23 protein-coding genes and 1 pseudogene are annotated in these 21,319 nt (G+C 56.6%); 4 read left to right on the top strand and 20 right to left on the bottom strand.

Translation table 11 applies throughout. The features are described 5' to 3' along the window. Positions 1-15: 15 nt before the first annotated feature. The 3 genes and pseudogenes from nrfF (at position 16) to gltP (ending at position 4,638) form a co-directional block, all read left to right on the top strand. Positions 16-2,239, top strand: a pseudogene (gene nrfF / locus AL479_RS06835) (heme lyase NrfEFG subunit NrfF). Continuing rightward, positions 2,236-2,856 (top strand): heme lyase NrfEFG subunit NrfG, encoded by a 621-nt coding sequence (gene nrfG, locus AL479_RS06825; protein WP_061075555.1) that lies wholly within the window; start codon positions 2,236-2,238, stop codon positions 2,854-2,856. Before nrfF ends, nrfG begins: the two are co-directional and overlap by 4 nt. A 471-nt stretch (positions 2,857-3,327) precedes the next feature. Then, positions 3,328-4,638, top strand: a complete 1,311-nt coding sequence (gltP, locus tag AL479_RS06815) for a glutamate/aspartate:proton symporter GltP (RefSeq protein ID WP_061075554.1) — start codon at positions 3,328-3,330, stop codon at positions 4,636-4,638. 194 nt (positions 4,639-4,832) lie between these two features. Here the strand turns inward: gltP and yjcO are convergent, their stop codons facing one another. Together yjcO and fdhF are read right to left on the bottom strand one after the other, a co-directional pair. Next, on the bottom strand, positions 4,833-5,522 hold the full coding sequence (gene yjcO, locus AL479_RS06810) for a Sel1 family TPR-like repeat protein YjcO (protein ID WP_061075553.1): 690 nt from the start codon (positions 5,520-5,522) through the stop codon (positions 4,833-4,835). 103 nt (positions 5,523-5,625) lie between these two features. After that, the gene (gene fdhF / locus AL479_RS06805) at positions 5,626-7,773 is read right to left on the bottom strand and encodes a formate dehydrogenase subunit alpha (protein WP_081093644.1); all 2,148 of its coding nucleotides are present in this window, start codon (positions 7,771-7,773) and stop codon (positions 5,626-5,628) included. Between the two features lie 290 nt (positions 7,774-8,063). Here fdhF and yjdP point away from each other — a divergent pair, with 290 nt between their 5' ends. Then, entirely contained in the window at positions 8,064-8,399 is a 336-nt protein-coding gene (gene yjdP / locus AL479_RS06800; protein ID WP_061075551.1) for a DDRRRQL repeat protein YjdP, read from the top strand. On the opposite strand, the gene AL479_RS06795 is transcribed toward yjdP, so the two are convergent. The 18 genes from AL479_RS06795 to AL479_RS06710 form a co-directional block, all read right to left on the bottom strand. Continuing rightward, positions 8,396-8,683, bottom strand: coding sequence for a type II toxin-antitoxin system RelE family toxin (locus AL479_RS06795; protein WP_061075550.1), 288 nt, complete (start codon positions 8,681-8,683; stop codon positions 8,396-8,398). The genes yjdP and AL479_RS06795 overlap by 4 nt on opposite strands. Beyond that, positions 8,680-8,931 carry a type II toxin-antitoxin system Phd/YefM family antitoxin gene (locus tag AL479_RS06790; RefSeq protein ID WP_061075549.1) on the bottom strand — a complete coding sequence of 84 codons (252 nt, stop codon included), beginning with the start codon at positions 8,929-8,931 and terminating at the stop codon, positions 8,680-8,682. Before AL479_RS06790 ends, AL479_RS06795 begins: the two co-directional genes overlap by 4 nt. 82 nt (positions 8,932-9,013) lie before the next feature. Continuing rightward, positions 9,014-9,772 carry a phosphonate metabolism protein PhnP gene (gene phnP / locus AL479_RS06785; protein WP_061075548.1) on the bottom strand — a complete coding sequence of 253 codons (759 nt, stop codon included), beginning with the start codon at positions 9,770-9,772 and terminating at the stop codon, positions 9,014-9,016. A gap of 64 nt (positions 9,773-9,836) precedes the next feature. Then, positions 9,837-10,271: an aminoalkylphosphonate N-acetyltransferase gene (gene phnO, locus AL479_RS06780; protein ID WP_061075547.1), complete on the bottom strand. Its 435-nt coding sequence runs from the start codon at positions 10,269-10,271 to the stop codon at positions 9,837-9,839. After that, complete coding sequence (gene phnN, locus AL479_RS06775; RefSeq protein WP_061075546.1) at positions 10,258-10,812, bottom strand: ribose 1,5-bisphosphokinase; 555 nt, start codon at positions 10,810-10,812, stop codon at positions 10,258-10,260. Before phnN ends, phnO begins: the two co-directional genes overlap by 14 nt. A gap of 2 nt (positions 10,813-10,814) precedes the next feature. Further along, the gene (phnM, locus tag AL479_RS06770; RefSeq protein ID WP_061075545.1) at positions 10,815-11,951 is read right to left on the bottom strand and encodes an alpha-D-ribose 1-methylphosphonate 5-triphosphate diphosphatase; all 1,137 of its coding nucleotides are present in this window, start codon (positions 11,949-11,951) and stop codon (positions 10,815-10,817) included. After that, positions 11,948-12,634, bottom strand: a complete 687-nt coding sequence (gene phnL / locus AL479_RS06765; RefSeq protein ID WP_061075544.1) for a phosphonate C-P lyase system protein PhnL — start codon at positions 12,632-12,634, stop codon at positions 11,948-11,950. Before phnL ends, phnM begins: the two co-directional genes overlap by 4 nt. 121 nt (positions 12,635-12,755) lie before the next feature. Then, a complete protein-coding gene (gene phnK, locus AL479_RS06760; protein ID WP_061075543.1) occupies positions 12,756-13,514 on the bottom strand; it encodes a phosphonate C-P lyase system protein PhnK in 759 nt (252 codons plus the stop codon). Next, positions 13,511-14,302 carry an alpha-D-ribose 1-methylphosphonate 5-phosphate C-P-lyase PhnJ gene (phnJ, locus tag AL479_RS06755; protein ID WP_233623242.1) on the bottom strand — a complete coding sequence of 264 codons (792 nt, stop codon included), beginning with the start codon at positions 14,300-14,302 and terminating at the stop codon, positions 13,511-13,513. The genes phnK and phnJ overlap by 4 nt, the downstream gene beginning before the upstream one ends. 46 nt (positions 14,303-14,348) lie before the next feature. After that, on the bottom strand, positions 14,349-15,416 hold the full coding sequence (locus AL479_RS06750; protein WP_061075541.1) for a carbon-phosphorus lyase complex subunit PhnI: 1,068 nt from the start codon (positions 15,414-15,416) through the stop codon (positions 14,349-14,351). Next, complete coding sequence (gene phnH / locus AL479_RS06745; protein ID WP_061075540.1) at positions 15,416-16,000, bottom strand: phosphonate C-P lyase system protein PhnH; 585 nt, start codon at positions 15,998-16,000, stop codon at positions 15,416-15,418. The genes AL479_RS06750 and phnH overlap by 1 nt, the downstream gene beginning before the upstream one ends. After that, positions 15,997-16,449, bottom strand: coding sequence for a phosphonate C-P lyase system protein PhnG (phnG, locus tag AL479_RS06740; RefSeq protein WP_061075539.1), 453 nt, complete (start codon positions 16,447-16,449; stop codon positions 15,997-15,999). Before phnG ends, phnH begins: the two co-directional genes overlap by 4 nt. Then, a complete protein-coding gene (gene phnF / locus AL479_RS06735) occupies positions 16,450-17,175 on the bottom strand; it encodes a phosphonate metabolism transcriptional regulator PhnF (RefSeq protein ID WP_061075538.1) in 726 nt (241 codons plus the stop codon). A gap of 20 nt (positions 17,176-17,195) precedes the next feature. Beyond that, positions 17,196-17,975, bottom strand: coding sequence for a phosphonate ABC transporter, permease protein PhnE (gene phnE, locus AL479_RS06730; RefSeq protein WP_044328535.1), 780 nt, complete (start codon positions 17,973-17,975; stop codon positions 17,196-17,198). A 97-nt stretch (positions 17,976-18,072) separates the two neighbouring features. Then, positions 18,073-19,089, bottom strand: a complete 1,017-nt coding sequence (gene phnD / locus AL479_RS06725) for a phosphonate ABC transporter substrate-binding protein (RefSeq protein ID WP_061075537.1) — start codon at positions 19,087-19,089, stop codon at positions 18,073-18,075. 23 nt (positions 19,090-19,112) lie between these two features. Further along, positions 19,113-19,901, bottom strand: coding sequence for a phosphonate ABC transporter ATP-binding protein (phnC, locus tag AL479_RS06720; RefSeq protein ID WP_061075536.1), 789 nt, complete (start codon positions 19,899-19,901; stop codon positions 19,113-19,115). 132 nt (positions 19,902-20,033) lie between these two features. Next, positions 20,034-20,480 carry a VOC family metalloprotein YjdN gene (yjdN, locus tag AL479_RS06715; protein ID WP_061075535.1) on the bottom strand — a complete coding sequence of 149 codons (447 nt, stop codon included), beginning with the start codon at positions 20,478-20,480 and terminating at the stop codon, positions 20,034-20,036. An 81-nt stretch (positions 20,481-20,561) separates the two neighbouring features. Then, entirely contained in the window at positions 20,562-20,897 is a 336-nt protein-coding gene (locus tag AL479_RS06710) for a zinc ribbon domain-containing protein YjdM (protein WP_042999087.1), read from the bottom strand. Between the last annotated feature and the right edge of the window lie 422 nt (positions 20,898-21,319).

The raw sequence follows: 21,319 nt of genomic DNA, 5'->3' as shown, positions 1-21,319 counted from the left end.
AGGGAAAGGTGATTTCTGGACGTACTCCTTCCTGAAGCCGGTTTTCTGGCACTGTTATTCAGCCTCGGGGTCAACGTGTTGACCCCGCTTGCCGTACTGGCCGGTGAACGCCTGCGCTGGCAGGGCGTCATGCGTCTGGCGAGCGTGGGCGCCTGGGCGCAATTTGCGTGCCTGCTGCTTGCCTTCTTGATTCTGGTGTTCTGCTTTCTGACCAGCGATTTCTCGGTTACCTATGTGGCCCAACATAGTCACAGCCTGCTGTCATGGGGACTCAAGCTGGCGGCGGTGTGGGGCGGTCACGAAGGGTCTCTGCTGCTGTGGGTGTTATTTCTGTCCGGCTGGAGCGCGCTGTTTGCCTGGCGCTATCGCTGCGAATCTGATCCTCTGTTTCCGTTCACGCTCAGCGTACTCTCGGTGATCACCGCATTGCTGCTGCTGTTTGTGGTGTTCTGGTCCGATCCGTTTGCCCGTATCTTTCCGCCAGCGATAGAAGGGCGCGATCTTAACCCGATGCTGCAACATCTGGGGCTGATCCTGCATCCGCCGCTGCTGTATCTGGGGTACGGTGGCCTGATGGTCGCCGCCGGCGTGGCGCTGGCGTCGTTGCTGCGCGGTGATTTCACGACGTTGACTGCCTGGGTATGCTGGCGCTGGGCGCTGCCCGGTTGGTGTGCGCTGACGCTTGGCATCATTCTCGGTTCATGGTGGGCCTATTGCGAACTGGGGTGGGGCGGCTGGTGGTTCTGGGACCCGGTGGAAAACGCGTCTTTATTACCCTGGCTTTCTGCCAGCGCGCTACTGCACAGCCTGTATGTGTCGCGTGAACGCGGCATTTTTCGCCACTGGTCGCTACTGCTGGCCATTGTCACGCTCATCCTCTCTTTGCTGGGAACGCTGATTGTCCGTTCCGGCATTCTCGTTTCCGTACACGCTTTTGCGCTGGATAACGTGCGCGCCGTGCCGTTGTTTGCCCTCTTTGCCATTCTGAGTCTGGCCGCGCTCGGCTTGTACGGCTGGCGCGCGCGGACTAACCAACAGGCCGTTCGTCTGGGCGGCTGGTCACGCGAAATGCTGATTCTGGCGGCGCTGCTGCTTTTTTGCGCGGTACTGCTGATCGTGCTGATTGGAACGCTCTACCCAATGCTTTATGGCCTGTTGGGGTGGGGACGACTCTCCGTGGGCGCGCCGTATTTCAATCGTGCCACCTTGCCGTTTGGCCTGTTGATGCTGGTGGTGATCGTGATCACGATGGTCAGGAGCCGGAAGGGGGCCGTACACCGTCAGCTTCCGGCGCTGCTGGCGCACGCTGGCGTGCTGGTTTTTGCCGCGGGGATCCTCTTCTCCAGCGGCAGTCGTCAGGAGGTAAGCCTTAACCTGAGTCCAGGTCAGCAGGTTGAACTGGCGGGTTATACCTTCCGCTTTGAACGGCTGGATCTGGCCGCGAAAGGGAACTACACCACCGAAAAGGCGCTTATTACGCTGTGGCAGGGCGACAAACGAATCGGCAGCCTGATGCCCGAGCGGCGCTTTTATTCCGCCCGCCGCCAGCAAATGATGGAGCCGGGCATCCGCTGGGATCTGCTTCATGACTGGTATGCGGTGATGGGTGAAAAAACGGGCGAGGAGCGGTATGCCATGCGCCTGTATGTGCAGAGCGGTGTGCGCTGGATTTGGGGCGGGGGGCTGTTAATGATTGCCGGGGCGCTGCTCAGCGGCTGGCGGGGGAGAAAGCGCGATGCGTAGTCATATCTGCAATGTGCCGGATGGCGGCGCAAGCGCCTTATCCGGCCTACGATTTACGCACTGCGTAGGCCTGATAAGCGCAGCGTCATCAGGCGCTCTCATGGCGTTTATCTTTCTGTTGGTTATCTCCTTTTCCGCTCATGCTCAGGTGGTTGATATCTGGGCTTTTGATAATCCACAGCAACAGGAAAAGGCGCTGTCGATCGCCAGCCAGCTGCGCTGTCCGCAGTGCCAGAATCAAAACTTGCTGGAATCCAATGCCCCGGTTGCGGTCAGCATGCGCCACCAGGTCTATACGATGGTGGCTGAAGGGAAAGATGAAGCTGAAATCACCGCCTGGATGACCGCGCGGTACGGTGATTTTGTCCGCTATAACCCGCCGCTCACCGGACAGACGCTGCTGCTGTGGGCGTTGCCGTGCCTGCTGTTGCTGCTGGTGGGCGGTGTGCTCTGGCGGGTCAGTACGCGCCAGCGTAAAGAGGAGGGCGAACCATGAGTCTGTCCGAACGCTCAGATGCATCTTCCCGTCCATTGCCGGTGAAGTGGCTGGCGCTGGTCGTTGGGCTGATGATTATCGTTTGCCTCAGTGGCTATCTGCTGTCGCCAAAATGGCAGGCCGTGCGAGACGAACAACGACGACGGGCCGATCCGCTTCATGAATTTGCAGAGACCGCGACGCCGGAGGCCCAACTGATAGCTCTGCAAAAACAGATTCGCGCCAACCCACAGGACAGCGAAAAGTGGGCGCTCCTCGGCGAGTATTATCTGTGGCGCAATGATTACGATAATGCGCTGCTGGCTTATGGTCAGGCGCTGCGTAGCCGAGGAGAGAATGCGGAGATCTATTCGGCGCTGGCGACCGTGCTCTACTACCAGGCCGGGCAGCACATGACGCCGACGACCCGCGAGATGATTGATAAGGCGCTGGCGTTGGATGCCTCGGAAGTTACCGCGCTGATGCTATTGGCGTCGGATGCATTTATGCAGGCGGATTACAAACAGGCGATTTTGCAGTGGCAAAAAGTCCTGGATTTAAATTCGCCGCGGGTGAATCGTGCGCAGCTGATAGAGTCGATTAATATGGCAAAGTTGTTACTGAATCGGCAGAAATAGTTTTGTGATCTGTGCGATTTATCTGTTTAAAAAACAGGCAAATGAACCTCGCAGCCAAAATAATTCACGATGGTTATAATTCAAAAATTCAGATTTAAAAATCTTTCCATAACAAATAGTTATGCAATATAAACCCGATAAATTCGCGTTATTATGCATTATTTCAGCGAAAAGCCCTGTTCTTAAAGGGTTGCGCAAGATGCCCTGCAAATGGTACTGATTATACACCCGTCATATTTCAAGCTGCAGGTGTGTTGGCATGACTCGCCCTAAAGGGCCGCTTACCCCAGTCACTTACTGATGTAAGCTCCCGGGGATTCGCTGCGTCGCCGCCTTCCTGCAACTCGAATTATTTAGGGTGTAAGCGTTAATAAAATCGACAAACCAACGCAACACAATTCATACCCTTTCAGTATGTAACCATTCCTGTTTTTTTACCGGAGTGGCGTTCCATTGAGGAAGTCCGTCGTTATGAAAAGTTTTAAACTCAGCCTGGCCTGGCAGATCCTGATTGCCATGGTGCTGGGCATTTTACTCGGCAGTTATCTGCATTATCACAGCGACAGCCGCGAGTGGCTGATTGCAAACCTGCTCTCTCCGGCAGGGGATATCTTCATCCATTTGATTAAAATGATCGTCGTGCCGATTGTGATCTCCACGCTGATTGTCGGGATTGCCGGTGTCGGCGATGCGAAACAGCTGGGACGTATTGGTGCAAAAACCATTCTCTATTTCGAAGTGATCACGACCATCGCCATTATCCTCGGGATTACGTTGGCGAATGTGTTCCAGCCGGGTTCCGGCATTGATATGTCGCAACTGGCGACCGTGGACATTTCGAAATACCAGAACACGACGGCAGAGGTGCAGAGCCACGCGCATGGCCTGATGGGCACCATTCTGTCGCTGGTCCCGACAAACATCGTTGCTTCGATGGCGAAAGGCGACATGCTGCCAATCATCTTCTTCTCGGTGCTGTTTGGTCTGGGGCTTTCCTCTCTACCGGCTACGCATCGTGAGCCGCTGGTGACGGTGTTCCGCTCCATTTCTGAAACCATGTTTAAAGTGACGCACATGGTCATGCGCTATGCGCCGATCGGGGTGTTCGCGCTGATCGCCGTGACCGTGGCGAACTTCGGTTTTGCCTCGCTGTGGCCGTTGGCGAAGCTGGTGCTGTTGGTTCACTTCGCGATCCTGTTCTTCGCGCTGGTGGTGCTGGGTATCGTCGCGCGTATTTGCGGGCTGAGTATCTGGATCCTGATCCGCATTCTGAAAGACGAATTGATTCTGGCGTACTCCACCGCCAGCTCTGAAAGCGTGTTGCCGCGAATTATCGAGAAGATGGAAGCCTATGGCGCGCCAGCCTCGATCACCAGTTTTGTGGTGCCGACCGGGTACTCGTTTAACCTCGATGGCTCGACCCTGTATCAGAGTATTGCGGCGATCTTCATCGCGCAGTTGTACGGTATTGACCTGTCGCTGTGGCAGGAAATCGTGCTGGTGCTGACGCTGATGGTGACATCGAAAGGGATTGCTGGCGTGCCGGGCGTCTCCTTCGTGGTACTGCTGGCAACGCTTGGTAGCGTGGGCATCCCGCTGGAAGGCCTGGCCTTTATCGCCGGGGTTGATCGTATTCTCGACATGGCGCGTACGGCGCTGAACGTGGTGGGGAATGCGCTGGCGGTATTGGTTATCGCCAAATGGGAACACAAGTTTGATCGCAAAAAAGCGCTGGCGTATGAGCGCGAAGTATTGGGTCAATTCGATAAGACCGCCCAGTAACGGTAAACGGCCTGCCGGATGGCGCTGCGCTTATCCGGCCTACGGGCTGGTATCGCTTGTGCCGGATGGCGGCTTCGCCTTATCCGGCCTACGGGCCGGTATCGCTTGTGTTGGGTGGCGGCTTCGCCTTATCAGGCCTACGAGTCGGTATCGCTTGTAGGCCTGATAAGCGCAGCGCCATCAGGCAATCTGAGTCAGCCGTTCGTTAATCGGTCAAACTCTTCGCAGCCGGTATCGAAGCCTTCGGTACAGCTCAGATTCAACCAGTGCAGCGCCTTCTGTTTATTCTTCTCAATAAAGCCCTGTTCGCCGTTCAGAAACATCATTCCCGCCCAGTATTCGGAATACCCGGTGCGAGAGATGGCAGAACTGCGCTTGAAATACCAGGTGGCTTTATCATCATCAGCCTGAATCCCGACGCCGTTGGCATAAATCAGGCCGAGCAACATCTGCGCATCCACAGCAACATCGCTCTCCAGATTTTCAGAGGCGTTTTGCAGCAGGGAAATGGCTTTGGGGTAATCGGGTTTACCGGCCTGAGTATTGACCAGAATACGTGCCAGCGTAATTTCACCCGCTTTACTGCCTGCCTGAGCGGCCTTTTCCGCCAGCATTTTCGCTTCAGGGTAATCCAGACTGACCGGGTTAGTGATTTTAATTTGCGCCAACAGCGCACAGGCGTCCGCATCGCCATTGTCGGCGGATTTCTGTGCCCAGTATTCGGCTTTACTCAAATCGCCGAAGCTAAACCAGCTGTCAGCAAGGTAATATTGCGCGCGTTTGTCACCGGCCTCTGCGGCCTGCAAATACTGGCTTCCAGGCTCAGGATTGGCAGCACGGGCAAAGAATGTCATCAATAACATCAATGCAAGAAGTGGTTTCATTATTAAGTTTTAATTAGGGTACGGAATGGACAGTATAAAGAGATCGTATGGATAAAAAAACAGCCTCCAGGGTGGAGGCTGTTGAGATGCATCAACGTTGTGGTCAGCCCATTGCGGTTTCGCGCAGGCGGGCCTTCAGCTTGTTGTATTCATCAATCACGTACTGCTCGGCGGCGGACTGATCGGCAATCGGCTCCACGCGCACGGCGCAATACTTGTACTCCGGCGTTTTGGTAATCGGGCTTAAGTTCTCGGTCACCAGCTCGTTACAGGCGCCAATCCACCACTGGTAGGTCATATAGATCGCCCCTTTGTTCGGGCGTTCGCTGACCTGCGCGCGGGTGATAATTTTGCCTTTACGCGAGTGAACCCACACCAGCGCTTCATCTTCAATGCCCAGACGCGCCGCGTCGGCCGTGTTGATTTGCGCATAGCCTGGCTCGTCCGCCAGCGCGGCCAGGGCCGCACAGTTACCGGTCATCGAACGACAGGAGTAGTGGCCGACTTCACGCACCGTCGACAGTACCATCGGGTACTCTTCGGTGAGTTTATCGATCGGTGCGACCCAGTCGCAGGTGAAGAACTGCGCCATGCCGTTCGGGGTATCAAACTTCTCTTTAAAGAGGTAAGAGGTCCCCTGATCGGCGTCCGACGTATCGCGGCAAGGCCACTGGATGTAACCCAGTTCGCCCATCTTCTCGTAAGTCGCCCCGTAGAAATCCGGGCACAGATGACGCAACTCATCCCAGATCTCCTGGGTGTTGTTGTAGTGCATCGGATACCCCATCCGGGTGGCGATCTCACTGATGATTTGCCAGTCGGTTTTCAGATCCCACTTCGGCTCAACGGCTTTAAAGAAGCGCTGGAAACCACGGTCAGCGGCGGTAAAGACCCCTTCATGCTCGCCCCACGACGTCGACGGTAAAATAACATCCGCCGCCGATGCGGTTTTGGTCATAAAGATGTCCTGCACGATGACCAGTTCCAGATCCTCAAAGCCTTTACGCACCGCAGAGAGTTCCGCATCCGTTTGCAACGGATCTTCGCCCATGATGTACGCCGCGCGTACTTCGCCATGTGCCGCACGGTGCGGCAATTCGCTGATGCGATAGCCGGTGTGTGCAGGCAGGCTGTCCACGCCCCAGGCTTTGGCGAATTTCTCGCGGTTAGCCGGATCTTTCACGTACTGATATCCCGGATAGGTATCCGGCAGCGCACCCATATCACACGCGCCTTGAACGTTGTTCTGGCCACGTACCGGGTTAACGCCCACGCTGGGCTTACCGAGGTTGCCGGTCAACATTGCGAGGCTGGTCAGTGAACGCACGGTTTCTACACCCTGATAGAACTGGGTGACGCCCATGCCCCACAGGATCGCTGCGCTTTTCGCGCTGGCATACATCCGCGCCGCCTGACGAATTTCACTCGCGCTGACGCCGGTTATCTCTTCGACGGACTCCGGCGTATAGCCTTCGACAATCTTGCGGTACTCTTCAAAGCCTTCCGTACGCGAGGCCACAAACGCCTGGTCGTACAGATTTTCTTCAATAATGACATGGCCCATCGCGTTCAACAGCGCGATATTCGAGCCGTTTCGCAGTGCGATGTGCATGTCGGCAATGCGCGCGGTTTCAATTTTGCGCGGATCGCAGACGATAATTTTCGCCCCATTACGTTTAGCGTTAATCACGTGATTCGCCACAATCGGGTGGGAATCCGCCGGGTTGTAGCCGAAGATAAACACTAAATCGGTGTTATCAATTTCGTTAATTGCATTACTCATTGCGCCGTTACCGACCGACTGGTGCAGACCTGCAACCGATGGGCCGTGTCAGACGCGAGCGCAGCAGTCAACGTTATTGGTACCAATAACGGCGCGCGCAAATTTTTGCATGATGTAGTTGGTTTCATTCCCGGTGCCACGCGACGAGCCGGTCGTCTGGATGGCATCAGGGCCGTATTTCGCTTTGATGGCGCTCAGGCGTTCGGCGACATAGTTCAGCGCTTCATCCCAGGAAACAGATTCCAGCTTGCCGCCACGCTGGCGACGAATCATAGGGGTTTTCAGGCGCGGGGTCAGGATCTGGGTATCGTTAATAAAATCCCAGCCGTAATAGCCCTTCAGACACAGGGTACCCTGATTGGTTTTCCCCTGCGCCGCCTCAGCCCGGACGATTTTGCCGTTATCGACCACCAGGTTGATCTTGCAACCTGATGCGCAATACGGGCAAACCGTGACGACTTTTTTCATCGGTCTCGCTCCAGTTAATCAAATCGCGCATACACGCTTGTCGCCCTGAGTATGCATCTTTTATGCCACATTTTAATTGGGGGCTTTCCCTGATATTACGGGTAATTTTTGGACAAAACCCTGACGAAAAACAGGCTGTCGTCATATTTGACGTGACGATTTCCCGTGAATGACAACACATCGCCTCTGTGCAACGGCGGGGCCGCGCTGGCCGAATTTGAGATTCGTCCTCTGGTTGCATCAGGTTGCGTTAACTACCGTAGAAACCGTCCCCTTTTGAGGCAGGTTTTATGAAACGTACCCCGACGCTCTTTTTATTCAGCCTGTTGTTGCTGGCGACCGTGCCGGCACAGGCCGATATCATTGATGATGCCATCGGCAACATTCAGCAGGCGATCAACGATGCCTATAAGCCTGACAGCGACAGCGGGCGGGATTATGAGGATTCGCGTGACGATAGGTGGCAGAACGAAATGAGCGACGATCGCCGCAGACAGTATGATGACCGTCGCCGTCAGTTTGAGGACCGACGACGTCAATTGGATGATCGCCAGCGTCAGCTCGATCGTGAGCGCCGCCAACTGGAAGATGAAGAGCGGCGAATGGAAGAGGACTACGAGCGTTAACGCAGTCTGTCGCTGGCGAGTTGATAAACCTCACTACGCTCACGTTTACCGACAGCAACGACGGCGATAACCAATACGTCATCAATCACTTGATAAACAAGGCGAAAGCCTGAGGTTCTCAATTTGATTTTGTAGCAATCTTTGATTCCTCTCAGCTTTGCTGAGGGGACATGGGGATTGTCACAGCATTTCTTCAGTTTTTTAGCAAATTGCTGCTGAATGGTTTTACCAAGTTTTTGCCATTCTTTCAGCGCGTCTTCCCTGAACTTTACCGTATAACTCATAGGTAGCTGTCCAGATCCACTTCCACAAGCGGCTGTTGGCTACGTTCATTTACTAATTTTGCCAGTTGCTGATCGTCCAGAGCATCCAGCATTTTTTCGTAAAGCGCTGCGGGAATACAATAAAAAGCGGGCTGGTTACGGTTCAGAATCGCGACGGGATAACCATCACCGGCGTTGACAGTCGCCATCGGATTCTTTTTTAACTCACTCACGCTGGCCGTGGTATCGCTCAAGATGATGTGTGGCATAGTCACTCCTTAAGACCTGTTAACTGGTCATAATTTAGGTGATTTGAGACCAGTTAACAAGTCTTATTGTACGCAATATGTCCTAATCCACCACAATCTGCATCCCGTCATAGCCCGCCTCGAATCTGTTCGGGAGCGGGTTATCCATCAGCCAGACGTCAAACTGGTGGCTGATATGAGTGAGGATCACCTGCGGGCAGCGAATCACCTCATTGAGCGCCATCACTGTGGTTAAATCACAGTGATTACGCGGCGGTTGGGGACGCGGCGGATGGCTACAGTCAATGACGATAACCTGCGGTTGATTGTTGAGCAGAAAGGTGAGCGTTTTATCGGGCAGTCCGGCGGTGTCAGACAGCCACGCCACGCGGCTGTGCGCGGTCTCCAGAAGATAACCCAACGTCAGCTTTGAGTGATTCAGCGGTAGCGGTGTGACCTGCAATCCCTGTAGCTCAAACACCACAAACGGCTCGACGGTGTGGCTAAAGTCGAGAATGCCGGGATGCTTAAACAGATCGTCGCACCCCTGTTCGTCCGGCGGGCCGTACACAGGGATGGACGCCCCAACGCCCCAGCGCAGCGGAAACAATCCCTGTACGTGATCCATATGGTAGTGGGTGAGTAAAAACTGTCGAAAGCTGCCCGCCGGCCAGTCGTCCATCAGGTGCGGTATGCCCGCATCCAGCAGCGTCACCGTATCGTTGAATTTGACCACGCCGCTACACGGGCGTCTACGATACTGTTCCTGCAGGCGTGCGCGACGACAGGCAGCACAGTCGCAGCCAAACGCGGGTACCCCTTGCGCACCGCCGGTGCCGCTTAGCGTGATGCTCAGACTCATCGTGACTCCCCTTGTCGTATCGCGCCGGATGGCGATGAGAGGCGTCTTATCCGGCCTGCGTACCTCACAATGCTTTTGTGAAGCGAAAATGGCTCTGTTCGTAGCCTTCGCGCTGATAAAAACGGTGGGCATCATGACGCCTCACGCTGGTGGACAGTTCTGTCATCTCTGCACCCGCCTCACGGGCTTCCTGTTCCGCCCATGCCAGTAACTGGCTGCCGATTTTCAGACCCCGCGCCTGCGGCATCACCACCAGTTCCTGAATCTCGCCAATCCAGTTGGCGTGATGTAAATGATACTGCAGATGCAGGCCAATTAGCCCAACCGCCTGACCCTCAAGCAGCGCCAGCTGATAGCGCAGTCGGGCATCCTGCAAATTGGTGGTGAACCCGGCGCGAAAAGTCGGGTAATCAAACTGGGCTTGCTTCAGTTCGCAGATGAGCGCGTACACGGCCTCGGTGTCTTGTCCGGTGGCGCGACGAAATTCACAGGCAGACATGGCGTGGCTCCTTACGTCCCATTAAGGTTAACAGCGAATCGACGGACTGGTGCAAACTGCCGTCGTTATTGAGCATATGGCAGTCAAACGGAGCATAGCGGGCGGCGCGTTCAAGACGCGCGGCGATCTCGGGTTCGCTTTCCCGCCCGCGCGTCTGTAAGCGCTGGCGCAAAATTGTCGGGGAGACCTGCAAGCAGACCGGCAGCAGCGCCGTGCCGTAGCGCGCCTGCGCCTGGGGCAGATGTGCGCGTGAGCCGTTGACCACCACGTCGAAGCCGCCGTTGAGCCAGAGATCGATCTCCACGCCGACGCCATAATAAAAGCCGTTAGCATGCCAGCTTAGCGCCAGCAGGTTATGCCCGGCGCGGGTGAAAAACTCTTGCTCGCTCAGGGCAACATGATTCTCGCTCCCGGCATTCGCCGCGCGGGTGATATAACGGTGCGCCACCAGGAGTTGCGCATGTTCCTGCTGACGGAGTGCGGTCAGCAAACTGTCCTTCCCGGAGCCGGACGGCCCCATCAACCAGATCAGTTTTCCCATACTCAGAACACCCTCTTTCCCTGGCGCCAGACGTGGTCAATGTGGATGTGATCGCCTTTACGGTGCGCCAGTACCAGATCGGCGCGTTTGCCTTCGCCGATCACGCCGCGATCGCTGAGACTGAGCGCCCGCGCCGGGTTGGCGGTTACCAGGCGGATCGCCTGCGGCAGCGTAAAGCGGTTGGCCGCGTCGTCTGCGACGCGAAATGCCGCATCCAGCAGGCTGGCGGGGTAGTAATCTGACGAGAGGATATCCAGTAACCCCAATTCAGCCAGCGTGTGCGCCGCGACGTTACCGGAATGAGAGCCACCGCGCACAATGTTCGGCGCACCCATCAGTACGTTCATGCCGTGCTGGCGTGAGGCTTCTGCAGCTTCGAACGTGGTGGGAAATTCGGCGATCACGCTGCCAAGCTGATGAGATTCCTGCACATGCCCGGAGGTGGCGTCATCGTGGCTTGCCAGCGCAATGTTGCGCTCACGGCACAGTTGCGCGATAGCGGTCCGGTTGGGCTGCGACCAGCGAGCCGCCAGTGCCAGTTGTTCCTCTTCGTAACGTGCCATCTGTTCATCGGTCAGCGAATATTTACCCTGATAATACTCACGATATTTCTCGCGGTTGGCGAATTGACGCTGTCCCGGCGAGTGATCCATCAGCGAAACCAGCGTGACCGGTTCGCGACTGACCAGCTTCTCGAACAGCGGCAGTGTGGTGTGGTGCGGCAGTTCGCAACGCAAATGCAGGCGATGCTCGGCGCGGTTTACCCCACGTTTTTGCGTCTCCTCCACGGCGTTGATCATTTTCTCCAGGTTTTCCAGACGATCGCCGCCGTCGCGGACATCGCCAATCGCCACCGCGTCCAGCACGGTGGTAATACCGCTGGCGACCATCAGCGCGTCGTGGCTGCTCATTGCCGAATGAGCAGGCCAGTCCACTTTCGGGCGTGGGGTAAAGAATTTGTCGAGATTATCGGTATGCAACTCAATCAGCCCCGGCAGCAGCCAGCCGCCTTCGCCGTCCAGCGCTTGCGGAAGACGGCTCTGACTTTGTGCAAAGGCGCGAATCACGCCATCCTGCATTTCCAGCGATCCCTGCACCACTTCATCTTCCAGCACCAGCTTTACATTGTTGATAATCATGGTGTTGTTCCCATCAGGTGCAGACGATCCGCCACGCGGTCGCGCACAGTTTGATCGTGAAAAATGCCGACAATGGCCGCACCGCGCGCTTTCGCCTCTTCAATCAGCGCCACCACGGCGGCACTGTTTTTGGCATCCAGCGACGCGGTTGGTTCGTCGAGTAACAGAATCGGGTAATCGACGATAAATCCGCGCGCGATATTGACGCGCTGTTGTTCACCGCCGGAAAAGGTTGACGGGGCGAGGTGCCACAGGCGTTCCGGCACGTTCAGACGGGTCAACAGGCTTGCGGCTTTGGCGGCGCACGCCTCGCGCGGTTCGCCGAGATCCAGCAGCGGTTGCATCACCACATCCAGCGCGGAGATCCGCGGGATCACCCGCAGAAACTGGCTCACCCAGCCGATCGTGGCGCGGCGGACTTCCCGCACTTTGCGCGCCGGGGCCTGCACCAGATCCACCCATTCGTCGTGATGGCGAATGTGAATGTGCCCCTCATCGGGCAGATAGTTGGCATACAGCGAACGCAGCAGCGTGGATTTCCCGCTGCCGGAGTGGCCATGTAGAACGACGCATTCGCCGTTTTTGACTTCCAGCGAGGCATTTTGCAGCACCGGCAGGCGCACGCCGTTTTGCTGGTGGAGCACAAAGGTTTTACTGACGTTTTCAACGCGGATCGCGTTCATTTTTAGCCTCTTTAAGCATTTGTGCATTCGATTGCCTGATGGCGCGTTGCTTATCAGGCCTACAAGCGATGCCGACCCGTAGGCCGGATAAGGCGCAGGCGCCATCCGGCAAAACAAAAAATCAGTTCTGCAATACGGACGACACCAGCAACTGGGTATACGGATGATGTGGATCGTCGAGCACACGGTCGGTTAATCCACTTTCCACCACCTGACCCTGTTTCATTACCAGCAGACGGTCTGCCAGCAGGCGCGCCACGCCTAAATCGTGGGTGACAATCACCACCGCCAGATCCAGTTCCACCACCAGCCCGCGCAGCAGATCCAACAGTTTCGCCTGGACGGAGACGTCGAGGCCGCCGGTCGGCTCATCCATAAACACCAGCTTCGGGTGGGTGACGAGGTTGCGGGCGATCTGCAGACGCTGCTGCATGCCGCCGGAAAAGGTGGTCGGGAGATCGTCGATACGAGAAGCCGGAATTTCGACCTCCTCCAGCCAGCGCTGGGCGGTGGCGCGGATCTCGCCGTAGTGGCGCGCGCCGGTCGCCATCAGGCGTTCGCCGATATTACCGCCCGCCGAAACTTGACGACGCAGGCCGTCCAGCGGGTGCTGATGTACCACGCCCCATTCAGTACGCAGCAGGCGGCGGCGGTCGGCTTCGCTCATGGCGTACAGCGAACGGTTCTGGTACTGAATCTCGCCTGACTGCGGCGTCAGGCGCGAGGAGATGGATTTCAGCAGAGTGGTTTTGCCGGAACCGGACTCCCCGACAATGCCCAGCACTTCGCCAGGCCACAGGTCAAAGGAGATATCGCTGAAGCCTTTGCCCGGCGCGTAGAGATGGGTCAGGTTATTAACCGAAAGCAGCGGTTGCGTCATTGGCTGAGTGCCTCGCTCTGTTGGCGGCAGTAGTCGGTGTCGGAGCAGACAAACATGCGTTTGCCGGTGTCATCGAGCACCACTTCATCAAGATAGCTGTGCGTTGAACCGCAGATGGCGCAGGGCTCATCCCAGGTCTGTACGGTGAACGGATGATCGTCGAAATCGAGACTTTCCACGCGGGTATACGGCGGCACGGCATAGATACGCTTTTCGCGTCCCGCGCCAAACAACTGGAGGGCGGGCATCATGTCCATCTTCGGGTTGTCGAATTTTGGGATTGGCGACGGGTCCATCACATAGCGTCCGTTGACTTTCACCGGGTAGGCGTAAGTGGTGGCGATATGGCCGAAGCGGGCGATATCTTCATACAGCTTCACCTGCATGATCCCGTACTCCTCCAGCGCGTGCATAGTGCGGGTTTCCGTTTCACGAGGTTCGATAAAACGCAGCGGTTCAGGGATCGGCACCTGAAAGATCAGGATCTGATCTTCCGCCAGCGGCGTTTCCGGGATCCGGTGACGGGTCTGGATCAACGTGGCGTCTTCCGTGCGCTCGGTGGTATTGACCCCGGTGACGCGTTTGAAGAAGTTGCGGATCGATACGGCGTTGGTGGTGTCATCCGCGCCCTGATCGATAACCTTCAGCACGTCCGGTTCACCAATCACGCTGGCGGTAATCTGGATCCCGCCGGTTCCCCAGCCGTAAGGCATCGGCATCTCGCGGCCACCGAACGGCACCTGATAGCCGGGGATGGCCACCGCTTTGAGGATTGCGCGGCGGATCATGCGTTTGGTCTGCTCATCCAGATAAGCAAAGTTGTAGCCGGAGAGGTTAGTGGTCACGAGCGGCCTCCTGTTGCAGGCGTTTGAGCAGTTCCAGCTCGGCCTGGAAATCGACGTAGTGGGGGAGCTTGAGGTGCGAAACAAAACCCGCTGCCTCGACGTTATCCGCGTGCGCCAGCACAAACTCTTCGTCCTGCGCCGGTCCCGTGACCGTTTCATCGTAATCGGGTGCCTGTAGGGCTCTGTCTACCAGCGCCATTGCCATCGCTTTGCGTTCGCTCATGCCGAACACCAGTCCGTAACCGCGGGTAAAGTGAGGCGCATCGTTGTCCGGGGCGATAAAGCCGTTGACCATTTCACATTCGGTCATCAGCAGTTCGCCGACGTTGATCGCAAATCCCAGTTCTTCCGGTACCGTTTCCAGCGCAACGTAGCCACTGCGGATTTCGGCCGCGAACGGGTGATTGCGCCCATAGCCGCGTTGGGTGGAGTAGGCCAGCGCCAGCAGATAGCCCTCATCGCCGCGCATCAGCTGTTGCAGACGTGAGGCGCGGGAACAGGGGTAAACCGGCGGCGTGCGGGTGATGTCATCCGGCGTGGCGCCGTTATCTTCTTCGGGCTTCGCCAGCCCTTGATTCGCCAGCAGCGAAAAGACATGCGGGGCGGCGTCCTGCGTACTTTCTGCAGTCCGCAGCGGCGGCGTTTCGCCATTCGCCAGCAGCGTAAAATCGAGCAGACGATGAGTGTAGTCGTAGGTGGGCCCTAACAGCTGTCCGCCCGGAATATCCTTATAGACTGCGGAGATACGGCGTTCCAGGCGCATTTCCGCGCTGTTCAGCGGCTCGCTTACCGCCAGCTTTGCCAGCGTGGTGCGGTAGGCGCGCAGCAGAAAGATGGCTTCGACGTTATCGCCGCTGGCCTGTTTGAGCGCCAGCGCCGCCAGTTCGCGATCGGCAATGCCGCCTTCGGTCATTACGCGATCAACAGCCAGATTCATCTGCTGTTCGATCTGCGCCACGCTCAGTTCGGCAACGGTATCGTCGCCCCGGCGTCGCTGCTCCTGTAACGCGTGGGCGTTGGCTATCGCCTTTTCGCCCCCTTTGACGGCTACGTACATCAGCACACCTCCACATGGGTGGTTCGCGGAATAGCCAGCAGCCGTTCACCGCAGGTGAGGATGAGGTCAACGCCCAGCGGGAACGGATGCGGGCGTTCGGTAAGTTCGTGGATCAGGCACTCTGGCAACTGCGGTGCGATCATTCGCTCTTCGGCGATACCTGCCCCGGTCAGGCGTAACATCCGCCCGCCGCTCAGGCTGGAGACCTGCACGATCAGCGTGGCGCTGGTCTCCGGCGCGACGGCGGAACCGGCGGAGAGGGCATTAAGCTGTTCGCTGCTGATGCGCTCGTCGGCCACGGCAAAGGCCGCCAGTTGGGGTTGTTCGACCATCGGGGCATTGGTGTGAAAACGCAGGTTCTGGCTGGCGATATCATTATTCATCGCAGGCGACAGCCAGACCGGCGTATCGCCGTCGACTAACGTCAGCAGGACGCTGGTGGTCGCCAGATTCAACGGCTGCCAGCCGTGTTTCAGTTGATGCAGGGCAACAATCACTCCCGGTTCGCTCATCGCTTTCAGCAGACGGCGAAAGCTTTGTTGGGCGTCCTGGACGGGCAGGGTAAAGGCGGTCTGTAGGGTCATTCGTTATCTCCGCGTACCAGCGTAAAGAAGTCGACCCGGCTGGCGTTGACTTCGGCGCGACGGGCGGTGATTTCCGCATCGCGTTCTGCTTCCAGCGGGCTAATTAAGGTTTCCATCAGGTTCTGGAAATGCGTTTGTTCCTGCAGTAACGCGTCGATGACGGCGCACTGCTCGGCGTGATGTTTGTTGCGTCCCAGCAGGTAGCTGTAACCCAGCGTGCCGCTTTTCAGGCGAACCACTGCGCGGGTCAGCGTGGTGTCCCCGGCAAAGAAGCGGTTGCCGGTGCCGCCCATGCGCGCCTGAATTTGCATCAGTCCGCTTTCCGGGGCGCGAATCAGTTCATATTCTGGTGCCAGTTTTAACACCTGGAGTCGCGCATTCAGGGCATCGGCCTTGCTGTAAGCCAGCGCGCGCATCCAGCGCTGGCGGGTGGCGGTATCGAAATGCATTCAGTGCTCCATAGTGAATTCGATCATGTCGGCGCGGGTCAGGCTGACGGAATACTCCATCGCACGTTCCTCGCCTTCACGGTGGTTCAGGGTGCGCACGCAGAGCAGCGGCGCCATGTTGGGGATTTCCAGCACCTTGCTCTCTTTGGCCTGCGCACGCCGGGCGCTGATGCGCGTCTGGGTGCGCTTGAGCGTCAGGCCGGACTGTTCGCGCAAGTAGTCGTGCAGCGAGCCGTGGTTAAAACCTTGCAGCAGCGGCCAGAGGGTCAGGTCGGAAAAGTAATGTTCGATCAGACACAGGGCGATGCCGTTTACCCGTCGCAGGGTGCGCAGGTGAATGACGTTATCGCCCTCCTGCACGCTGAGCGCATCGGCAACGTGACGGGAGGCCGGGCGCAGTACTGCCAGCAGTTTTTCGCTGGTGGGATGGCTTCCCTGATCCAACAGGTTCTGACTAAAACGAGCCTGGGCGTTAAGCGGATAATCGAACGGGCGCATCAGCACCAGTACGCCGACGCCCTGACGACGCTGGACCCAGCCGCGCTCAACCAACTGGTCGATGGCGCGGCGCAGGGTGTGGCGATTAACCTCATAACGCGCGGCAAGCTGATGCTCGGCGGGCAGATAATCGCCGCAGCGGTAATGTTGACGTAGCTCCTGCTCTAGTCTCGCGGCAATCTCCTGATAACGCGTTGGATAACTGGTCGGATGTGTAGACAAGTGCATAGCAATCAATGCCTCGCTAATCAGATAAAGTGCTTACGTAAACGCTGGGAAAGAAAATCCAGCAGGCTGACGGTCACAATGATCAACACCATCAGGGCGCAGGTTTGCTGGAACTGGAAACCGCGAATCGCCTCCCACAGCGTGACGCCAATGCCGCCTGCGCCCACCATCCCGACGACGGTTGCTGAACGGACGTTGGATTCAAAGCGGTACAGCGAGTAGGAGATCAGCAGCGGCATCACCTGGGGCAGTACACCGTAAAGAATCTCTTCGATTTTGTTGGCGCCAGTGGCGCGAATACCTTCAACCGGGCCAGGCTCAATGGCTTCCACCGCTTCGGACAACAGTTTGGAGAGCACGCCGGTAGTGTGGATAAACAGCGCCATGACGCCGGCAAACGGACCGAGGCCGACAGCGACCACGAATAGCATCGCAAACACCATTTCGTTGATGGCGCGGCAGGCATCCATCAGACGGCGCATTGGCTGGTAGATCCACCAGGGCACGAGGTTGTCGGCGCACATCAGGCCGAAGGGAATGGAGAGGATCACGGCCAGCGCGGTACCCCAGACGGCGATTTGCAGGGTCACCGCCATTTCACCAAGATAGTCCTGCCACTGGCTAAAATCGGGGGGGAAAAAGTCGGCGGCGAAGGTCGCCATGTTGCCGGAATCCTGAATCAGCGTGAGCGGGGCCATTTCGGCGCCTTTCCACGACACGACCAACACGGCAAGCAGAATGGCCCAACTCACGAGCGAGAACCAACTGCGCTTTGGCGGGGCAACGGTGATGGTTTGCATGTTTAACTCCGTGCGTAGGTTATTGCCGGATGGCGGCTACGCCTTATCCGGCCTACGTTTGTCGGCCCGGTAAGCAAAGCGCCACCGGGCATCAGGTTTACTGCACCGCTTTAGTGACGCTGGTCATGGCGCTCAGCGCCGCGGTCAGACGGTCAAGATCGTCCAGTTGCGCTTTAATCGCGGAAGATTTGCTGGTCTTCTCTTCGGCGTTCAGTCCCTTGTTGTCCTGCACGCCCTGCATCTCTTTAAACAGCGCGAGCTGGCGAATCGGCACCAGTTGCAGGTCGCTGGAGGCGCGGAACGGCGCCCAACCCAGGCGTTCCAGCACGGTTTTTTCTTCTGGCGTTTTGCCGTAGTTCATGAAGAAGTCGTACACCTTGTCCTTGGTGGCTTCAGAGAGGTTCTTACGCCAGACGATCGGATCGCCCGGGATCAGCGGCGACTTCCAGATCACCTTCAGCGCTTTCAGCTTGTCCGGCGCGGACGTTTTCAGCTTGTCGAGGTTCTCGGTGTTGTTGGTGGCAACATCCACTTGCTTGTTGGCGACCGCAAGAGCGTTGGTTTCATGACCGGCGTTGACGGTGCGTTTGAAGTCGCTGGCGGTAATATTGTTTTTCGCGAAGACGTAATAGCCAGGGACGAGATAGCCGGAGGTGGAGTTAGGATCACCATTACCGAAGGTGAGATCTTTGCGTTTGGCGATCAGATCGTCGAGGTTGTTGATCGGACTGTCCTTGTTGACGATCAGCACGCTCCAGTAACCCGGCGATCCATCGGCGGCGACGGTCTGGGCAAACACTTGTCCGTTAGCGCGATCCACCGCTTCCATTGCCGAGAGGTTACCGTACCAGGCGATATCAACTTTGTTAAAGCGCATGCCCTGGATGATCCCGGCGTAGTCCGGGGCGAAGAAGGCGTTCACTTTCACGCCCAGTTTCTTCTCCATATCCTTCAGGAACGGGTCCCATTGGGGCTTCAGGTTTTGCTGTGATTCGGTCGAAATAATGCCAAAGTTCAGTGCTTTTTCCTGCTCTTCGGCATGGACCGGGCTGAGCAGGGTGCTGAGACTAAACATGCTGGTAAAGGCCAGCGCGGCAACTGTCTTATAGCTCATTTCCATTCCTCATTGTGGGGATGTCAGGCAGCCTGTGCGTTCTGTTCGACGCGGTTCATGCTGCGGTAGAGATGGTCAAATCGTTCGTTATCAAAGAGCTGGCTGCTGCCGTCATAGAAGACGTGTCCCTGACGCAGCGCGACAATGCGTTCGCAGTAGCGCAGGGCGTAATCCACCTGATGCAGCGTGACGACGACGGTAATGCCGTCGGTCTGGTTAATGTCGCGCAGGGTGTCCATCACGATGCGCGCGGATTCCGGGTCCAGTGAGGCAATCGGCTCATCGGCGAGGATCACTTTGGCCTGCTGCATCAGCGCCCGGGCGATGGCCACGCGCTGCTGTTGACCGCCGGAGAGCGTTGAGACGCGCTGCCAGGCAAAGTGCGCCATCCCGACGCGGGTCAGTGCCTGGAGCGCGCGCTGTTTCTGCTCTGCGCTAAACCAGCTAAAACAGGTGCGCCAGAACGGCGTGCTGCCGAGCGCGCCAATCAGCACGTTCTCCAGCACCGTCAGGCGATTCACCAGATTGAACTGTTGGAAGATGTAACCGGTATGCGCGCGGCTTTTGCGGATATCGCGCGCCAGTCGGCCTTCGTGTTGAACGGTGCGACCGAGTAGCTCGACGCGGCTACCTGCTGATTTATCACCGATAATCAAACCGCTCAGATGACGTAAAAGGGTGGATTTGCCGGAACCCGACGGCCCAAGCAGAGCTACCATCTCACCGGAACCGATGTTCAGATCAACCGCATGCAGCGCCTGATGCTGATTGAACGTTTTGGAGAGTTTCTCGACGCGAATGATCGTTTCCATGATGCGGCCTCTCTAAAAAAAGTGGCCCCATCGTGGCGGATCAATATGACGTTTGGGTTAAGGGGACGTTACCTGCCGATGAAGAGTTAAGGTGAGTTTGATGACAGGACGGGAGGCACGCCTCCCGTGAGGTTACTCGGTTGGCTGGGGTTGTTTGACGACGTTGATCATCCACGGTACGCCGTAGCGATCGCTGACTTTGCCAAAGCCATGCGCCCAGAAGGTTTCCTGCCAGTCCATTTCGATTTGACCCTCTGCGGCGAGATTGTCAAACCATTGCTTCCCTTCGTTGACATTTTGCGTGTCAAGGACCAGCGTGAAACCTGAATAATGGGCGTTTCCCGTTGGGATGCCATCGCTCATCATGATGTCGCTATGGGCAATGCGTACATTGGCATGGGCGATAGCGGTATCGGGGAATGTCATTCCGGACGGGCAACCGTCTTCGCTGTCCTGCGCCGGTTTGGGCATTTCACCGAAGCTGATTTTATAAAGGAGTTCTGCACCCAGCGTCTTTTGATAATACGCGATGGCGTCGGCACAGTTTCCGGCAAAAGAGATGTAGGGACTTAACGGCATAATCTTTACCTCAGGTAAGAGAAGCCAGTTAAGTGTAGTTATCACAGGCCCGGTAAGCGAAGCGCCACCGGGCAATTTACATCAGTTCTTTTTCACGAATTCTGATTTCAGCTTCATCGGGCCAAAGCCATCAATTTTGCAATCGATGTTGTGGTCGCCTTCCACCAGACGAATGTTTTTCACTTTCGTGCCGATTTTCAGCATTGAAGAGCTGCCTTTGACTTTCAGATCTTTCACGACGGTGACGCTGTCGCCGTCAGCCAGCAGATTACCGTTGGCATCTTTCACGATCAGTTCGTCGCTGTCATGCGCTGGTTCTGCATCGTTCCATTCATGGGCGCATTCCGGGCAGATGTACATGCCGTTATCTTCGTAAGTGTATTCGGAGTTGCATTGTGGGCAGTGGGGTAATGACATGTCGATTTCCTCAAAAGTCAGCAAGGGCAAAAGCGCCCAAAAAATGGCAGATTGCCGAAAAAGGACGCAATTATACACAAAATCCTTAACGTTGTCGGGACTACTCTGTTTTTAAGGTAAATACCGTACTGTGACCGTAACCTGTCTGCCAGACAGAAAAAACGCGCTAATATTTTTAAGGGAAATTGCTACCGTTTGTTATTTGAGATAAGGTGACGAGAAATATTCGAAATAATTGGCTGAGCGAATTTTAGTTAGGGTTCGTTTACATCACCTTCCCCCTTATTTCTGGTAGGTGAAATTAACCAAAACTGGCCTGGGTTTTTATAAAACTGAACTACGCTTTTTTACTTTCTTATGCCACTGAGTGTTATTCAAAAATAGTAATTAAAATAATAACTTCATCAATATCAGTAGATTAA

The organism is Citrobacter amalonaticus (assembly GCF_001559075.2).
Classification (GTDB): domain Bacteria; phylum Pseudomonadota; class Gammaproteobacteria; order Enterobacterales; family Enterobacteriaceae; genus Citrobacter_A; species Citrobacter_A amalonaticus_F.
The sequence above is the reverse complement of the archived record's forward strand: the minus strand, read 5'-3'. Positions and strand labels throughout refer to the sequence as shown.

Excerpts from the sequence above, each read along its gene's own strand:
- phnL (WP_061075544.1), bottom strand. The coding sequence starts at position 12,634 with ATGAACGCGATCCGCGTTGAAAACGTCAGTAAAACCTTTGTGCTCCAC.
- phnO (WP_061075547.1), bottom strand. The coding sequence starts at position 10,271 with ATGTCTGCCTGTGAATTTCGTCGCGCCACCGGACAAGACACCGAGGCC.
- yjcO (WP_061075553.1), bottom strand. The coding sequence starts at position 5,522 with ATGAAACCACTTCTTGCATTGATGTTATTGATGACATTCTTTGCCCGT.
- phnG (WP_061075539.1), bottom strand. The coding sequence starts at position 16,449 with ATGCATTTCGATACCGCCACCCGCCAGCGCTGGATGCGCGCGCTGGCT.
- phnM (WP_061075545.1), bottom strand. The coding sequence starts at position 11,951 with ATGATTATCAACAATGTAAAGCTGGTGCTGGAAGATGAAGTGGTGCAG.
- phnJ (WP_233623242.1), bottom strand. The coding sequence starts at position 14,302 with ATGATCCGCCGCGCAATCCTCAAAGCGGTGGCCATCCCCGGCTATCAG.
- phnH (WP_061075540.1), bottom strand. The coding sequence starts at position 16,000 with ATGACCCTACAGACCGCCTTTACCCTGCCCGTCCAGGACGCCCAACAA.
- AL479_RS06750 (WP_061075541.1), bottom strand. The coding sequence starts at position 15,416 with ATGTACGTAGCCGTCAAAGGGGGCGAAAAGGCGATAGCCAACGCCCAC.
- yjdN (WP_061075535.1), bottom strand. The coding sequence starts at position 20,480 with ATGCCGTTAAGTCCCTACATCTCTTTTGCCGGAAACTGTGCCGACGCC.
- yjdP (WP_061075551.1), top strand. The coding sequence starts at position 8,064 with ATGAAACGTACCCCGACGCTCTTTTTATTCAGCCTGTTGTTGCTGGCG.
- phnP (WP_061075548.1), bottom strand. The coding sequence starts at position 9,772 with ATGAGTCTGAGCATCACGCTAAGCGGCACCGGCGGTGCGCAAGGGGTA.
- phnE (WP_044328535.1), bottom strand. The coding sequence starts at position 17,975 with ATGCAAACCATCACCGTTGCCCCGCCAAAGCGCAGTTGGTTCTCGCTC.
- phnF (WP_061075538.1), bottom strand. The coding sequence starts at position 17,175 with ATGCACTTGTCTACACATCCGACCAGTTATCCAACGCGTTATCAGGAG.
- nrfG (WP_061075555.1), top strand. The coding sequence starts at position 2,236 with ATGAGTCTGTCCGAACGCTCAGATGCATCTTCCCGTCCATTGCCGGTG.
- phnC (WP_061075536.1), bottom strand. The coding sequence starts at position 19,901 with ATGGAAACGATCATTCGCGTCGAGAAACTCTCCAAAACGTTCAATCAG.
- phnK (WP_061075543.1), bottom strand. The coding sequence starts at position 13,514 with ATGACGCAACCGCTGCTTTCGGTTAATAACCTGACCCATCTCTACGCG.
- AL479_RS06710 (WP_042999087.1), bottom strand. The coding sequence starts at position 20,897 with ATGTCATTACCCCACTGCCCACAATGCAACTCCGAATACACTTACGAA.
- phnN (WP_061075546.1), bottom strand. The coding sequence starts at position 10,812 with ATGGGAAAACTGATCTGGTTGATGGGGCCGTCCGGCTCCGGGAAGGAC.
- gltP (WP_061075554.1), top strand. The coding sequence starts at position 3,328 with ATGAAAAGTTTTAAACTCAGCCTGGCCTGGCAGATCCTGATTGCCATG.
- AL479_RS06795 (WP_061075550.1), bottom strand. The coding sequence starts at position 8,683 with ATGAGTTATACGGTAAAGTTCAGGGAAGACGCGCTGAAAGAATGGCAA.
- AL479_RS06790 (WP_061075549.1), bottom strand. The coding sequence starts at position 8,931 with ATGCCACACATCATCTTGAGCGATACCACGGCCAGCGTGAGTGAGTTA.
- phnD (WP_061075537.1), bottom strand. The coding sequence starts at position 19,089 with ATGAGCTATAAGACAGTTGCCGCGCTGGCCTTTACCAGCATGTTTAGT.